Genomic DNA, 15,316 nt, shown 5'->3' with positions numbered 1-15,316 from the left:
GTCAGTCGCCCGGCACGGCGGGGCAGAGGGCGAGCAGGTCGAGGGGGCGGCGCAGGACCGCGTCGGGCCCGGCGGCGAGCAGCTCCGCCTCGTCGGGGCCGACCCACAGGGCGGCGGCCGAGGCGACACCGGCGTCGCGGGCGCTGGCCAGGTCGGTGGGCGCGTCACCGACCATGATGGCCTGCTCGGGCGGCACGTCCAGCAGTTCCAGAGCGCGCAGCACGATGTCGGGTGCGGGCTTGGGCCTGGCCACCTCGTCGGAGCCGATGACGTGCGCGAAGAACGGCAGCAGGCCGAGGCCGTCGAGGAGGGAGCGGGCGCGTTCGCCGCTCTTGCCGGTGGCCACGGCCAGCCGCAGGCCGCGTACCCGCAGGGTGAGCAGGAGTTCGACGACGCCGTCGAAGACCTCGACGCGGTGGGCGAGCCGGTAGCTCTCGCGGACGAAGGGCTCCTCCATCTCGGGGGGCAGCCCCATGATCCGCATGATGTCGGGGAAGTAGCGTCCCTGGTGGCGCACATACTCCTCGAACGGGGCCGGGCCGTCGCCGACGGTCTCCGCGTAGGCGACCGCGAACGCCTCCCGCATGACCGCGAAGCTGTCCACGATCACCCCGTCGAGGTCGAAGACGACCGCGGTCCGGGTTGCCGTGAGGAGGCCGGGCGTCGCGACGGGCCGGTCGGTCGAGGGCAGTGTCATGGGGTCCTCATCTGCTCGTGGTCTGCTGGTACACGGGCTCGCTCGGCCCGTCGCGGCCGGCCCGAGCGGAGGCGTAGAGCCGCTCCACGAGCCGTACGGTGGTCCGTGCCTCGGCGATGGCCCGGCCCCGGCCGGCCGGGTCGGCGAGGAGGGCCGGAACGCCGTCCAACTGCCGGGCGTACTCGGCGCCGACGGGTTCGGCGGGCACCGGCAGCCGGCGGCTGGTGCCCTCACGGGTGAGGGTCAGGACGGACTCGGGCTGCCGGTTGGGGCTGAAGCCGAAGGTGCAGCGCAGTTCGGCGGTGCCGGCGCTGCCCTCGACGCGGACGAGGGTGAGGTCCCGCGCCTCGTGCGAGGCCCAGCTCGCGTGCAGGGACACGGAGATGCCGTCCTCGCGGAGCAGGAGTCCGCGGGCGGTGTCCTCGACGTCACCGGTGGGGGCGGTGACGGGCTGTTCGCGGCGCCAGGCGGCGGACCACTCGTCGGTGTTCAGGAAGTCGTCCGAGGTGGCGCCGACGGCCTGGCGGACCGGGGACGGGCCGAGCAGGGCGGTCAGGGTGTCCACGAGATGCCAGCCGAGGTCGACGAGGGCGCCGCCGCCGGCCTCGCTGCGCCGGGTGAACCAGCCGCCCGCGCGCGGCACGCCACGGGCCCGCACCCAGGCCAGGTCGACGTGCCGGATCCGCCCCAGTCGGGGCAGGAGCCCGGCCAGTTCGCGTACGTCGGCGCGGTGCCGGGCGGCGCTGCCGGCCAGCAGGGTGCCGCCGTCGCGCTCGGCCGCGGCCAGGACGTCCGCCTCGGCGCCGGACAGGCACACCGGCTTCTCCAGGAAGACGGACACGCCCCGGCGGAGCAGGCCGGCGGCGACCGTGGTGTGCAGGTGGTTGGGTACGGCGACGACGGCGAGGTCGACGGACCGGGCGTCCAGCGCGTCCGGGTCCGCGTGGGCGGGCGTGCCCGTCACCGCGCCTACGGCCGCCCGCGCGGCCGGGTCGGGGTCGGCCACGGCGACCAGCTCGAAGTCCGGGTGGGACCGCAGCCGGGGCAGCCACAGCTCACGCCCCGCCCAGCCGAGCCCCACCACGGCCGCCCGCACGCTCATACGGCGGCCACGGCGTCCGCGACGATCTCGGCCGTGATCTCCAGGTCGGGTTCGTCGGCGAGGAGCACCCGGTGGTGCAGCCAGACGCAGTCGCTGCTGATGGCCTCGGTGTGCGGGCAGCGTTCGGCGATCTGCTCGACGCTCTCGTCGGGGGCGCCGGTCTCCCAGAAGGCGTCGGTGCGGTAGACGGCGCGGAACGCGGCGAAGGCGGGCAGCCCGGCGTCCACCAGCCGGTCGACGAGGGCGTTGCGGTCCTCCTCGGAGATCCCGGGGATCCGGAACATCGCCATGTAGTGCGTGTTCTGGTCGGCGCGGACATCGCTGCCCTGCGGTACGACGCCGTCGACGGCGCCGAGCAGCCGGGACAGCAACGCCCAGCGCTCGTCGCGCAGTTCGGTCTGGGCGGGCAGGCGGCGCAGCTGGGCGCGGAGCACGGAGGCGGAGAACTCGTTGAGCCGCATGTTGGTGCCGGCGACCTGGTGCATGTAGCGGCGGTCGGTGCGCGGCCGGCCGCAGCTGTGCCGCAGGAACGCCGCCTCGTACAGGTCGCTCTCGGGGAACAGGACGGCGCCGCCCTCGCCGGCGGTCATCAGCTTGCCGTTCTGGAAGGAGAACGCGGCGACCGAGCCGAGTTCGCCGATCCGCTTGCCCTGCCAGCGCGCGCCCTGGGCGTGGGCGGCGTCCTGGAGGATCGGGACGCCGGTGTCGTCGGAGAGCTTGCCGAGGGCGTCCATGTCGGCGACCAGGCCGGCCATGTGCACGGGCATGATCGCCCGGGTGCGCGGGGTGATCGCGGCGGCCACCGCGGCGACGTCGATGTTGTACGTGTCCGGGTCGACGTCGACGGGGACGGCGACCGCGCCGATCCGCTGGGCGGCCTGCGAGGAGGAGATGAAGGTGAAGGCCGGCACGACGACCTCGGTGCCCGGCCCGACACCCAGACACTGGAGGGCGAGTTCGAGGGCGTGGGTGCCGTTGGTGACGGCGAGGGCGTGCGGGGAGCCGTGGAAGTCGGCGAACTCGCGCTCGAAGGAGTTGACTTCCTCTCCGCCCATGCGCCACCACTGGCCCTGTTCCAGGGCGCGGATCAGTCCGGTCCGCTCGTCGTCGTCGTACTGGGGCCAGTTGGGGAACTGGGGTGCCGGTCGCGCGTTCATGGTTCTCCAAATCTCCGTCGGGAGCGGGCTGGTGGGAGGTGAGCGGGCGAGGCGAGGGGCGGAGAGCGGGTCCGGACGGTTCGCGCGGTGCTGGCCGTTCCCAGCCTAGGTCCCGGTGTGCGGGCGCTTCCATCCCTCGGTCTGGTAGTCGGCCGGTGGCGGGGGGAATCAGGGGGTGCGCAGTGCGAAGAAGGCGCGGTAGGAGTCGACCTGGCCGGTGAGCATGTGGCTTCCGTGGTGCACGGGGAGTCCGTGTGCGGCGGCCTCGCGCAGCAGCCGGGTGTCGCGGGGTTTCATGATGATGTCCGCGACGACGGTGCCGGGCCGCAGCCGGTGCGGCGGGAAGGGCAGCGGGTCGTCGGGGCGCAGGCCGAGCGGGGTGGCGTTGACGGCGATGTCGGTGTCTTCGAGGGGCGGCCGGCCGCCGGCGCGGACCCGGCCGGGCCAGTGGGCGGCCAGCCGGTCGACGAGCGCGGTCAGCCGCGGGGTGTCGGGGTCGGTGACCGTCAGCCGGTCCACGCCCGCGTCGAGCAGGGCCGCCGCGATGGCGCTGCCCGCTCCGCCGGCGCCGACGAGGGCCACCCTGGCGCCCTTCGGCGGGTGGCCCGCCCGGACCAGGCCCGTGACGAACCCGGAGCCGTCGAAGTTCTCGGCGAGCCAGGCACCGTCGCTCTCGCGTCGCAGCGCGTTGGCGCTGCCGGTGATCTCGACGGTGGGGCTGCGCCGGTCGGCCAGCCGGGCCGCGGCCGTCTTGTGCGGGACGGTGACGAACAGGCCGTCGAGATTGCCTACGCGTTGCAGTCCCCGGACGACGCTCTCCAGGTCGCCGGGGTGGACGTGTACGGGGACCAGTACGGCGTCGATGCCGAGCCGGGCGAAGAGCGGGTTGAGCAGTCCGGGCGACTGGACCTGCCCGACCGGGTCACCGAGGACGGCGTAGAGCCGGGTGTTTCCGGTGACCAGGGTCTGCCGGGGGGCGCCGGCGGTGGTGTCGGTGGCGGTGTCACTGCCGTTCGCGGTGTCGGCGGCCGGCTGCGGGGTGTCGGTCATCGTGGCGTCTCCGGGCTGGGGGTCGTGCCGGCCGCGAACAGCTCCGCCACCTCGAACGCGAGTTCCATGGCCTGTCCGGCGTTGAGGCGGGGGTCGCAGGCGGTGCGGTAGCGGGTGGGCAGGTCGGCCTCGGCCGGTCCGCGGGTGCCGCCGACGCACTCGGTGACGTTCTCGCCGGTCGCCTCCAGGTGCAGGCCGCCGGGGTGGGTGCCCAGGGTCCGGTGCACCTCGAGGAAGCCGGTGATCTCGTCGAGGATGTGGTCGTAGTGCCGCGTCTTGTAACCGTTCGCAGTGGTGCGGGAGTTGCCGTGCATGGGGTCGCACTGCCAGATGACCTGGCGGCCGGAGGCGGTGACCTTCTCCACGATCGGCGGGAGCACCTCGCGGACGCGGTCGTGGCCCATCCGGCTGATCAGGGTGAGCCGGCCGGGGACACCGTGCGGGTCGAGCCGGCGGACGTACTCCACCGCCTGTTCCGGTGTGGTGCCGGGGCCGATCTTCACGCCGACGGGGTTGGCCAGCAGCTCGGCGAAGGCGAGGTGTGCGCCGTCGGGCTGCCGGGTGCGTTCCCCGATCCACAGGAAGTGGGCCAGTCCGCTGGACAGTCGGGGTTCGATCCCCTCGGTGTCGATCCAGAGCAGGGTGCGTTCGTGGTCCAGCAGCAGCGCCTCGTGGCTGGTCCAGATCTCGCCGAGCCGGGGGGCGGGGGCGCCGATGCCGGTCATGAAGCGCAGGCCGCGGCCGATCTCCGCGGACCGGGCGGCGTGCCGGTGGCCTCCCGGCGCGGTGTCGACGAAACGCCGGTTCTCCGCGTGCAGGGCGTACGCGTCGGCGAGGTCACCGCGGGCGAGCCGGCGGACGACGGTCATCGCCTCGCGGGCGTGGGCGTGGGCCCGGGCCATGCGTTCGGGGTCGGGTGTGCGGGCGGTGGGGCTCGCCTCGGCGGAGTTGACGATGTCGCCGCGGTACGCCGGGAGTCCGTGGGCGTCGACGGGGGCGGAGCGGGGCTTGGCGTACTGGCCGGCGGCTCGGGCCACCGTGACCACGGGCAGGCCGGCGCCGTGGGTGAGGACGAGCGCCATCCGCCGCAGCAGTGCGAGGTTGCCCCGCAGGTGGGCCTCGGTGCTGTCGGCGAAGGTCTCCGCGCAGTCGCCGCTCTGGAGCAGGAGTGCCTCGCCGCGGGCGACGGCCCCGAGCCGGTCGAGGAGCCGCCGGGTCTCGGCGGTGGTGACGAGGGGTTCGCCGGCGGTCAGCCGGCGGACCACGGCCCGGGCCCGGGCCGGGTCGGGCCAGCCGGGCTGCTGTGCGGCGGGCCTGGCAAGCGCGGCGTCGAGCCGGTCGGCGAGAACGCGTTCGACGGCCCGCCGCCGGCTCGGCGCCGGGGTGTCCGGCGGCCAGCGTGGTGGGTACGTCATGTCACCGCCGCCTCCGTTCCCGGGCTGCCGGCCGGGGTGACGGCGAGGAGCCGGTCGAGGGGGGCGCGTTCCATCCGGGCGAGGGCCTCGGCGACGGCCGGCTCGGGCACGTCGGCGACGAGTTCGGCGCCGGCCGGGCCGTCGAGGACGAAGGTGAGTCCGGCGCGGGCCTTCTTGTCCCGGCGCATCAGGCCGATCAGTGTGCCGGGTCCGGTGGTGTCGGGCAGTGCGGTGGGCAGGCCGTAGGCGGCGACCACCGCCTGGTGTTCCCGGACCCGGTCGGGGGTGATCCGGCCGAGGACGCCGGCGAGCCGGCCGGCGAAGACGGTGCCGACGGCGACGGCCTCGCCGTGCCGCAGGGCGAAGCCGGTGGCCGCCTCCAGGGCGTGGCCGAGGGTGTGGCCGTAGTTGAGCAGGTGCCGCGGCCCGGTGTCGCGTTCGTCGGCGGAGACGATCCCGGCCTTGAGGGTCACACTGGCCGCTATCTGCTCGGCGAGCGGCAGTCCGTGCAGGTCGGGGGCGCCGATGAAGTGGCAGCGGGCGATCTCGCCGAGCCCGTTGCGCAGTTCGCGGGCCGGCAGGGTGGTCAGGTAGTCGGTGTCGCACAGGACGGCGGCGGGCTGCCAGTAGGCACCCACCAGGTTCTTGCCCTCGGGCAGGTTGACGGCGGTCTTGCCGCCGACGCTGGCGTCGACCTGGGCGAGCAGGCTGGTCGGCAGGTGGACGACGGGTACGCCCCGGTGGTAGAGGGCGGCGGCCAGGCCGACGACGTCGGTGGTGGTGCCGCCGCCTACCGAGACGACGGCGTCGGAGCGGGTCAGCCCGAACCGGACGAACGCGGCGCACAGGGCCTCGACGGTGGCGAGGGTCTTGTCCCGTTCACCGTCCCTGGCGGGCAGCAGCAGGGTTTCCACGCCGGTGTCGGGCACCCACGCGGCGGGGCGCGCCGAGACCACCGCCACGCGCCGGGCGCCCAGCTTCTCGATGACCGCGGGCAGCGCGGAGCGTACTCCGGCGCCGATGAGTACCTCGTAGGACCGGTCGCCGAAGCGCACCGGGACTCGTTCTGTCACTTCCGCTTCACCTTGTTCGGTCGCGCACGGATTCGGGTCGGTGGCCCGGGGCCCGGCCGCGGTGGTACCGCGGCCGGGCCACGGGGCGGGGCCGGCTCCGGGGGCTACTGGCCGGCGGTCACCCGGCGGATGCGGGACTCGGCTCGTTCCTTGCGGTCCTGCTCGTCCAGGTGCGGGTAGGACGGGCAGCCGAAGACCCGCTGGAACGGCGAGAAGGTGTCCCATTCGGTCCTCCGGCGCATCTCCTGGGCGACCGCGTTGTGCTCGCTCCAGAAGTCGCCGCCGATGAGCCGGATCAGGTAGCGCTCCAGCGTCTCCCGGTCGGTGGTGCGGCCGGCGTCGGCGGCGACCGCGACGAGTTCACCGTCGTAGAAGGCGTGGATGAGCCGGATGTAGGTGTCGTAGCCGGTCTTGAAGAAGTTGGCGTACTCGTCGATCAGCCGGTCGGCGTCCTGCGGGTTGCGCAGGGCCTCGCCGAGGGTCTCGGCGGCGCGGACGGCGGTGGCCGAGGCGACGAGGACACCGCCGGAGAACATGGGGTCGCCGAAGCAGCCGGCATCGCCGACCATGAGCCAGCCGGGGCCGGTGACGGTGTCGGTGTGGTAGCAGTAGTCGGTCTCGACCTTCAGGTCCATGACCGGGCGGGTGCCGGTCAGCCGGGTGGTGACCCGCGGGACCCGGGCGAGGTGCTCCTCGAACACCTTCTCCGGGGTGGAGGCGCGGAAGACGTCGCGGGGCATGACGGTGCCGACGCTGATGAGGTCCTTCGACAGCGGGATGGCCCACACCCAGCCGTCACCGTGCGCGCCGACCTGGATGTCTCCCTCGACGCCGGGGTTGTGCTTCTCGTCCAGCCCCTCGTAGTGCCGGAACACCGCGACCATGCGCAGTTTCTCCAGCGTCTTGCGCAGCCCGAACTTGTGGGCGATGCGGCCGGCGCGTCCGCTGGCGTCGATGACGTACCGGGAGCGGATCTCGTGCTCCTCGCCGTTCTTGGTGTAGCGGACGCCGGTCATGCGGTCGCCCTCCATCAGCAGTTCGCCGACGGTGGCGCCGAGGTGGACCTCGGCGCCGGCCTTGCCGGCCTGCTCGACCAGCATGCTGTCGAACCTGGCCCGCTGGACCTGGAACGCCCGGTCGTAGCGGCCGTCGCCCTGCAGGCCGAAGTCGGCGCGGAACACGCCCGAGAAGAACTTCTTCTCGGTCGGGTCGATGAACTCGCCGCCGAACTTGGGGACGTAGCCCCCCGTCTCCATGGCGTCCCGGAGGCCGATCCGGTCGTACAGGCCCATCATGTAGGGCAGGAGTGATTCGCCGATGTGGAAGCGCGAGGCCTCCTCGCGCTCCAGGAGCACCACGGAGTGCCCCTGTTTGGCCAGCACGTAGGCGCTGGTCGCGCCGGCGGGTCCCCCGCCGATGACGACCACGTCGGCCGAGTTGTTCCCCATGAGATGTCCTTCCGTCTTCTGACTGGTGCCGATGGGCGGGTCGGTCCTTCTCCGGGTCACGCCAGGTCGCCGGAGCCGAGGTCGCCGCTGAGCAGGGCGGCGACGAGCCTGCGGTGTTCCGTGTCGTCGACGACGGTGCGGACGCGTTCGCGTCCGTCCCGGACGACGAGGTAGCGGCGGCCCTTGAGGACGGCCTGGCCGTTGTCGAACGTCCGGCCGCACAGAATCCCCTGACCGTCGTCCTCGGAGGCGGTGGCGTGGTGGGCGCGGGCCCGGTCCTCCAGCTCCTTCCAGTCCTGCCACCGGCGGGCCCGCGGCCGGAACGTGTAGACGGTGCCCCACCGGGTCACGCGCCCGCGCCGCTGCACGGCGATGGCGCCGTCCTCGGCGCCGACGAGCCGGTACTGGCAGCCGTACTGGGTCTGCACCTCGTCGCTGACGCGCAGCGGTTCGAGGTACGACGGTCCGGGGTAGCCGACGTCGACGAGCCACTCCTGGCCGTCGACGACGGCCCGGATGAACATGTGCTCGATCTCGGTGCCGAAGTTCTCCCGGCCCTCGGCGGTGCTCGCGGCCAGCAGGGTGACCTCGTAGCCCAGTTCGGACAGGAGCCGGTAGAAGAGCCGGTTGAGCTGGAAGCAGGTGCCGCCCAGGCCCTCCAGGACTCCGGTGCGGAACACCTCGTCCTCGTCCACGTCCACGAGGTGGACGCCGTCGGCGAAGCCCTGTCCGGCGACGTTGTACGGCAGGGTCATCAGGTGCCGTTTGTGCAGGGTGCGCAGGGTGTCGAGGTCCGGCTTCGGCTGCTGTCCGGGCCAGCCGATGCGGTGGAGGTAGGCATCCACGTCGAACATGCGGTGATCTGCTCCCTTGTCGGGGGGGTGGTGGGTGGACGCCTCAGACGGAGAGGGCCACGGGCCCGGGCGCGTCCTCGCCGTACAGCCGCTCGGCCAGATGGGCGACGATCATCGCGGGGGTCGGATGGTCGAAGACGAGGCCCGCGCCGAGCTTGGTCCCGGTCAGTTCACCGAGCCGGTTGCGCAGTTCGAGGGCGGTGAGCGAGTCGAAGCCGATCTCGAACAGGCCTTGGCCGGCGTCGACCTGGTGGGTGGCGGCGTAGCCGAGGACGACGGCCACCTGGGTGCGCACCAGCTCCAGCAGGGCCTCGGCCCGCTCCCCCGCCGGCAGCCCGGCCAGGCGTTCGGCGAGCCGGCGCCGCTCGTCGCCGCTGACGGCGGCCCGCGCCGCCTGCCGGCCGGCGCGGACGAGCCCGCGCAGCAGGGGCGGTACGGCCGTGCCGGCGGTGGCGTCGGCGCGCAGGCCCCGCAGGTCCAGCCTGGCCGGCACGAGCAGGGTCCGGTCGCTGCCCAGCGCCGCGTCGAACAGCTCCATGCCCTCCTCGGGGGCGAGGGCGAGGACGCCGCCGCGGCGGCTGAGCCGGCCGCGGGTGAGTTCGTCGGTGCGGGCCGCCATGCCGGTGGTCTGCTCCCACAGGCCCCAGGCGAGCGACCGCGCCGGGAACCCGGCCGCCCGGCGGACCGACATGAGCCCGTCCATGGCGGCGTTGGCCGCCGCGTAACCGCCGGTGCCGGCGCCGAGGAACACCGCGGACACGGAGGAGTAGGTGACGAACGCGTCGAGGTCGGGGACGAGTTCGCGGGTCAGCTCGTCCAGGTGCCGCACGGCGGTCACCTTCGGCGCGAACACCCGGGCCAGCCGCTCGGGTTCGATCTCGCCGACCACGCCCGCGTCGTACAGGCCGGCCGCGTGGACGACGGCGGTGAGCCGAGGCCCGGTCAGCCCGGTGAGCAGGGCAGCCACCGCGTCCCGGTCGGTCACGTCACAGGCGGGCACCGACACCGACTGCGCGCCCAGTGCCTCCAGTTCCGCCACCAGTTCCCGGGCCCCGTCCGCCTCCAGGCCGCTTCGGCTGACCAGCACGAGGTGGCGGATACCGTGCCGGGTCACGAGGTGCCGGGCCAGGAGACCCGCCAGGGATCCGGTGCCACCGGTGACCAGGACCGCGCCCTCCGGGTCGAGCACCGGCTCCGTGGCGGGCGCCGGGACCGCCCGGGTCAGGCGCGGCACGTACAACACCCCGTCTCGTACGGCGAGTTGCGGCTCACCGGTGGCGAGGACCGCGCCGAGCAGCGAGCCGAGACCGTCCGCTTCCTCGGCGTCCGGGCCGGTGTGCGTGCCGCTGCCCGTGTCGAGCAGCACGATCTGGTCGGGGTTCTCCGCCTGCGCGGCACGGACCAGACCCCACACGGCCGCGCCGCCCGGGTCGGTGACCTCCGCGTCACCGCCCGCCGGCACCGCACCCCGGGTGACCACCACCAGCCGGGTGTCCTCCAGGCCGCCGCCGGCCAGCCAGGTCTGGACGACCTCGAGGGCGCGGTCCGTCACGGCGAGCGGGGTGTCGTACGGGCCGGCGGCCGCGGCCTCCAGGACGACCGCGCGGGGCAGCTCGGCGCCGCCCGGGGCGTCCTCGGCGAGGGTCGCCACCTCCTCCGCCGTGGACAGCCGGAGCCAGGACGGGGCGTGCGTGTCCTCCGGCCGGGGCAGCGGGACCCAGTCGACGCCGAAGAGCATGTCGCCGCCGCCGGTGGTGCGCAGCTGGTCCGGGGCGACGGGCCTGAACACCAGCGAGCCGGCACTGAGGACCGGACTGCCGGTGTCGTCGGCGGCCTCCAGGGACAGGGCGTCCGGCGCGGGCCGGGCGACCCGGATCCGCAGCGACGTGGCCCCGGAGGCGTGCAGGGTGAGCCCGTTCCAGGCGAAGGGCAGCATCGTGCGGTGTTCGCCGCTGCTGAGGAACGCCTTGATGTGCAGGGCGGCGTCGAGGAGGGCGGGGTGGATGCCGTACTCCGTGGCGGCCTTGTGCTCCTGCTCCGGAAGGGCGATCTCGGCGAAGAGTTCCTCGCCGCGTCGCCAGACCGCGCGCAGGCCGCGGAATACGGGCCCGTAGTGGTAGTCGTGGTCGCGCAGTCCGGCGTAGAAGTCCTGCGGGGTCACCTCGACGCGTTCGGCGCCGGCCGGCGGCCAGGTGGTGAGGTCGGGGTGGGCGGGGGTGCGGGCGGGGGGTGCCGGGGCGAGGACACCGGTGGCGTGGCGGGTCCAGCCGTCGGTGCCGGCCGCGCCGTCGGGCGTGGAGTGGACGGTGACCGTACGGGTGCCGTGTTCGCCGGGGCCGCCGACGCTCACCTGCACGCGTACGCCGCCCTGTGACGGCAGGATCAGCGGGGCCTCGATGACGAGTTCCTCGAGGGTGGAGCAGCCGGCCTCGTCGCCGGCGCGGACGGCGAGTTCGACCAGGCCGGTGCCGGGCAGCAGGACGACGTCGCCGACGGCGTGGTCGGCCAGCCACGGGTGGGTGCGCAGGGACAGCCGGGAGGTGCACAGCACGCCGCCGGTGTCCGGGACCTCGACCACGGCGCCGATGAGCGGGTGGCCGGCGCCGGCCAGTCCCAGCGAGGCGGCGTCGCCCGCGGCGGCGGGTGCGGGGAGCCAGTAGTGCTGGTGGTCGAAGGCGTACGTGGGCAGGTCGACGGGTCCGGCGGCGGCCGGCAGGACGCCCGTCCAGTCCAGTGGGACGCCCCTGACGAACAGTTCGGCCATGGAGGCCAGCAGCCGCCGGGGGCCGCCGTCGTCGCGGCGCAGCGAGCCGGTGACGAGCACGTCGGCGCCGTCGGCGGTCTCGCTGATGGCCGGGGCGAGCACCGGGTGCGCGCCGACCTCCACGAAGACGGTGTGCCCGGACTCCAGCAGGGCGGTGACGGCGGGGGCGAAGCGGACCTGCCGGCGCACGTTGCGGTACCAGTAGTCGGCGTCCAGCATGCCCGCCTCGCCGACGCGCTCGCCGGTGACGGTGGAGTGGAAGGGGATGACCGGGGCCTGGCTGCGGACGTCGGCGAACGCCTTGGTGAGGAGTTCGCGCACCGCTTCCACGTGCGGGGTGTGCGAGGCGAAGTCGGCCGCGATCCGCCGTGCCCGGACGCCCTCGGCCGACAGGGTCTCGACGACCTCGTCCAGGAGGCCGGCGTCCCCGGCCACCACCACCGACGAGGGGGAGTTGACCGCGGCGACGTGCACGCGGTCCGCCCAGCGGGCCACGGCGGCGGTCGCCTCGGCCTCGGGCAGGGCGACGGCGACCATGCCACCGAGCCCGGACAGCCGCTCGGAGATCACCTGGGCGCGCAGCGCCACGAGCCGCGCCGCGTCCTGTAGTGACAGCGCTCCGGCGACGCAGGCCGCGGCGATCTCGCCCTGCGAGTGACCGGTCACCGCGTCCGGTACGACACCCACCGAGGCCCAGACGGCGGCCAGGCCCATCATCACGGCGAAGCTCGCCGGCTGGACGACGTCGGTGCGTCGCAGCAGCTCGGCCGGTGCCTCGCCGCGCAGCACGTCCTCCAGGTCCCAGTCCACCCAGGGTTCCAGCGCCCGGGCGCACTCCGCGATCCTCTCCGCGAACACCGGTGAGGTGTCCAGCAGTTCACGGCCCATGCCGGGCCACTGGCCGCCTTGGCCGGGGAAGACGAAGACGACCTTCCCGGTGCCTGCCGTGGCGGCGGGGCTGCCGGTCACGACGCCGGGGCTGCTCTCGCCGCGGGCCAGCGCGCCCAGCCCCGCCACAGCCTCCTCCCGGGTGCCGGCCAGCACCACGGCCCGCTCGGGGAGGACGGCCCGCCGGGTCACCAGGGCCGCCGCGACATCGGACGGGGAGGTGTCGGTGCCGTCGAGGAAGGCGGCGAGGCGTGCGGCCTGGCCGGCGAGCGCGCCGGTACCGCGGGCCGACACCGCGAGCGGCACCACACCGGCCGGGGCGGGCCCGGCCGCGGGCGGTTGCTCCGGCTCCTCGGGGACCTCCTCCAGGATCACGTGCGCGTTGGTGCCGCTGAGCCCGAACGAGGACACGGCGGCCCGGCGGGGCCGACCCGGGTCGGCCCATTCCCGGGCCTCGGTGAGCAGTTCCACCGCACCGGCCGACCAGTCGACCTGGGAGGACGGCGTGTCGACGTGCAGGGTGGCGGGCATCACCCGGTGCCGCAGCGCCTGTACGGCCTTGATGACACCGGCCACTCCGGCGGCGGCCTGGGCGTGGCCGATGTTCGACTTCAGCGAGCCCAGCCACAGCGGCTCCTGGCGCTCCTTGCCGTACGTGGCGAGGAGGGCCTGTGCCTCGATCGGGTCGCCCAGGACCGTGCCGGTGCCGTGGCCCTCCACCAGGTCCACGTCCGCCGGGGTGAGGCCCGCGTTCGCGAGTGCCTTGCGGATGACCCGCTGCTGCGAGGGACCGTTGGGGGCCGTCAGCCCGTTGGACGCGCCGTCCTGGTTCACGGCGCTGCCCCGCACGACCGCCAGCACCCGGTGCCCCCTGCGCCGCGCCTCCGACAGCCGTTCCAGCACGACCACACCCGCACCCTCGGCCCAGCCCGTGCCGTCGGCCGCGTCGGCGTACGACTTGCAGCGGCCGTCCGTCGCCAGCGCCCGCTGCCGCGAGAACTCCATGAACATCCCGGGCCCGGCCATCACGGTCGAACCGCCGGCCAGGGCCAGGGAGCACTCACCGTTGCGCAGCGCCTGCGCGGCCAGGTGCAGGGCGACCAGCGACGAGGAACACGCCGTGTCCACGGTCACCGCGGGGCCCTCGAAACCGAAGACGTACGACACCCGGCCCGAGGCCACGCTCGCCCCGGCACCGGTCAGGGCGAAGCCGCCCACCTCCTCCGGGACGTCGCCGCCGGAGTAGTAGTCGACGCCCATGATGCCGCTGAACACCCCGACGTCCGTGCCCTTGAGTCCGGTCGGGTCGATACCGGCCCGCTCCAGCGCCTCCCACGAGGTCTCCAGCAGCAACCGCTGCTGCGGGTCCATCGCCACCGCCTCACGCGGCGAGATACCGAAGAACACCGGGTCGAACAGCGGCGCCTCGTGCAGGAAGCCGCCCTGGCCGACGTACGACGTCCCGGCGTGCTCGGGGTCGTCGTCGAGTACCCGGTCGAGGTCCCAGCCGCGGTCCGTCGGGAACCCGGTGACACCGTCGCGGCCCTCGCTGACCAGGTGCCACAGGTCCTCGGGGCTGCCGACCCCGCCCGGCAGCCGGCAGGCCATGCCCACGACGGCGATCGGCTCCTGAGGGTCGTGCGGCGCGGCCGGCGGCGCGGACGCGGCCGGCGTCACACCCTGGAACTCCTCGTGCAGGTGCCGGGCGAGGGCGAGGGGGGTCGGGTAGTCGAAGACGGCGGTGGCGGGCAGGTTGAGGCCGGTGGCCTCGCGCAGCCGGTTGCGCAGTTCGACGGAGGTGAGGGAGTCGAACCCGGCGTCCTTGAACGCGGTTTCGGCCCTCACCCGGTCCGGCCCGGCATGCCCGAGGACGTTCGCGACATGGGTGCGGACCAGGTCCAGCAGCAGCGCCTCCCGCTCGGCCTCGGCCAGCCCGGCCAGCCGCCCGGCCAGTCCGTCCCGGCCCTCATGGCCGGCACCGCGCGCGGCACGCCGGCCCGCGCGGACCAGTCCGCGCAGCAGCGGCGGCACGGTCGCTCCGGCGGTGGCGTCGGCGCGCAGGCCCCGCAGGTCCAGCCTGGCCGGCACGAGCAGCGTGTGATCGCTGCCCAGCGCCGCGTCGAACAGCTCCATGCCCTCCTCGGCACCGAGGGCCAGCATGCCACCGCGTCGGTTCATGCGACTGCGGGACAGCTCGTCGAGGTCGGCTCCCATGCCGGTGGTCTGCTCCCACAGACCCCAGGCCAGCGACCGCGCCGGGAACCCGGCCGCCCGGCGGACCGACATGAGCCCGTCCATGCACGCGTTGGCGGCGCCGTAACCGCCGGTCCCGGCGCCGAGGAAGACACCGGAGACAGAGGAGTAGGTGACGAACGCGTCGAGGCCGGGGGCGATTTCGCGGGTCAGCTCGTCCAGGTGCCGCACGGCGGTCACCTTCGGCGCGAACACCCGGGCCAGCCGCTCGGGTTCGATCTCGCCGACCACGCCCGCGTCGAATACACCGGCCGCGTGGACGACGGCGGTGAGCCGGGGCCCGGTCAGCCCGGTGAGCAGGGCAGCCACCGCGTCCCGGTCGGTCACGTCACAGGCGGGCACCGACACCGACTCCGCACCCAATGCCTCCAGTTCCGCCACCAGCTCGGGGGCCCCGTCCGCCTCCAGGCCGCTTCGGCTGACCAGCACGAGGTGGCGGATACCGTGCCGGGTCACGAGGTGCCGGGCCAGGAGACCCGCCAGGGATCCGGTGCCACCGGTGATCAGGACCGTGCCTTCCGGGTCGAGCACCGGCTCCGTGGCGGGCGCCGGGACCGCGCGGGCGAGCCGGGGCACGTACATCGCCGTACCACGTACGGCGAGCTGGGGTTCACC

General features: G+C 74.4%; 9 protein-coding genes. All 9 read right to left on the bottom strand.

Annotated elements, in window-relative coordinates; genetic code table 11:
- Position 1: 1 nt before the first annotated feature.
- The gene (locus ACF1BE_RS06560; RefSeq protein WP_392197860.1) at positions 2–697 is read right to left on the bottom strand and encodes an HAD-IA family hydrolase; all 696 of its coding nucleotides are present in this window, start codon (positions 695–697) and stop codon (positions 2–4) included.
- A gap of 7 nt (positions 698–704) precedes the next feature.
- Positions 705–1,799: a Gfo/Idh/MocA family protein gene (locus ACF1BE_RS06555; protein ID WP_392197859.1), complete on the bottom strand. Its 1,095-nt coding sequence runs from the start codon at positions 1,797–1,799 to the stop codon at positions 705–707.
- On the bottom strand, positions 1,796–2,956 hold the full coding sequence (gene rifK, locus ACF1BE_RS06550; RefSeq protein WP_392197858.1) for a 3-amino-5-hydroxybenzoate synthase: 1,161 nt from the start codon (positions 2,954–2,956) through the stop codon (positions 1,796–1,798). Before rifK ends, ACF1BE_RS06555 begins: the two co-directional genes overlap by 4 nt.
- 168 nt (positions 2,957–3,124) lie before the next feature.
- Positions 3,125–4,006, bottom strand: coding sequence for a shikimate dehydrogenase family protein (locus ACF1BE_RS06545; protein ID WP_392197857.1), 882 nt, complete (start codon positions 4,004–4,006; stop codon positions 3,125–3,127).
- The gene (locus tag ACF1BE_RS06540) at positions 4,003–5,421 is read right to left on the bottom strand and encodes a 3-deoxy-7-phosphoheptulonate synthase (protein ID WP_392197856.1); all 1,419 of its coding nucleotides are present in this window, start codon (positions 5,419–5,421) and stop codon (positions 4,003–4,005) included. The genes ACF1BE_RS06545 and ACF1BE_RS06540 overlap by 4 nt, the downstream gene beginning before the upstream one ends.
- Entirely contained in the window at positions 5,418–6,494 is a 1,077-nt protein-coding gene (locus ACF1BE_RS06535; RefSeq protein ID WP_392197855.1) for a 3-dehydroquinate synthase family protein, read from the bottom strand. The genes ACF1BE_RS06540 and ACF1BE_RS06535 overlap by 4 nt, the downstream gene beginning before the upstream one ends.
- Before the next feature lie 104 nt (positions 6,495–6,598).
- Positions 6,599–7,942, bottom strand: a complete 1,344-nt coding sequence (locus tag ACF1BE_RS06530; protein ID WP_392197854.1) for an NAD(P)/FAD-dependent oxidoreductase — start codon at positions 7,940–7,942, stop codon at positions 6,599–6,601.
- Positions 7,943–7,998: 56 nt separating this feature from the next.
- Complete coding sequence (locus tag ACF1BE_RS06525; RefSeq protein WP_392197853.1) at positions 7,999–8,796, bottom strand: arylamine N-acetyltransferase; 798 nt, start codon at positions 8,794–8,796, stop codon at positions 7,999–8,001.
- 43 nt (positions 8,797–8,839) lie between these two features.
- A complete protein-coding gene (locus tag ACF1BE_RS06520) occupies positions 8,840–15,283 on the bottom strand; it encodes a type I polyketide synthase (RefSeq protein ID WP_392197852.1) in 6,444 nt (2,147 codons plus the stop codon).
- Positions 15,284–15,316 lie beyond the last annotated feature (33 nt).

It is taken from the genome of Streptomyces sp. NPDC014991 (assembly GCF_043080665.1).
Taxonomy (GTDB): Bacteria; Actinomycetota; Actinomycetes; order Streptomycetales; family Streptomycetaceae; genus Streptomyces.
The sequence above is the reverse complement of the archived record's forward strand: the minus strand, read 5'-3'. Positions and strand labels throughout refer to the sequence as shown.

Excerpts from the sequence above, each read along its gene's own strand:
- ACF1BE_RS06560 (WP_392197860.1), bottom strand. The coding sequence starts at position 697 with ATGACACTGCCCTCGACCGACCGGCCCGTCGCGACGCCCGGCCTCCTC.
- ACF1BE_RS06555 (WP_392197859.1), bottom strand. The coding sequence starts at position 1,799 with ATGAGCGTGCGGGCGGCCGTGGTGGGGCTCGGCTGGGCGGGGCGTGAG.
- rifK (WP_392197858.1), bottom strand. The coding sequence starts at position 2,956 with ATGAACGCGCGACCGGCACCCCAGTTCCCCAACTGGCCCCAGTACGAC.
- ACF1BE_RS06545 (WP_392197857.1), bottom strand. The coding sequence starts at position 4,006 with ATGACCGACACCCCGCAGCCGGCCGCCGACACCGCGAACGGCAGTGAC.
- ACF1BE_RS06540 (WP_392197856.1), bottom strand. The coding sequence starts at position 5,421 with ATGACGTACCCACCACGCTGGCCGCCGGACACCCCGGCGCCGAGCCGG.
- ACF1BE_RS06530 (WP_392197854.1), bottom strand. The coding sequence starts at position 7,942 with ATGGGGAACAACTCGGCCGACGTGGTCGTCATCGGCGGGGGACCCGCC.
- ACF1BE_RS06525 (WP_392197853.1), bottom strand. The coding sequence starts at position 8,796 with ATGTTCGACGTGGATGCCTACCTCCACCGCATCGGCTGGCCCGGACAG.
- ACF1BE_RS06520 (WP_392197852.1), bottom strand. The coding sequence starts at position 15,283 with ATGTACGTGCCCCGGCTCGCCCGCGCGGTCCCGGCGCCCGCCACGGAG.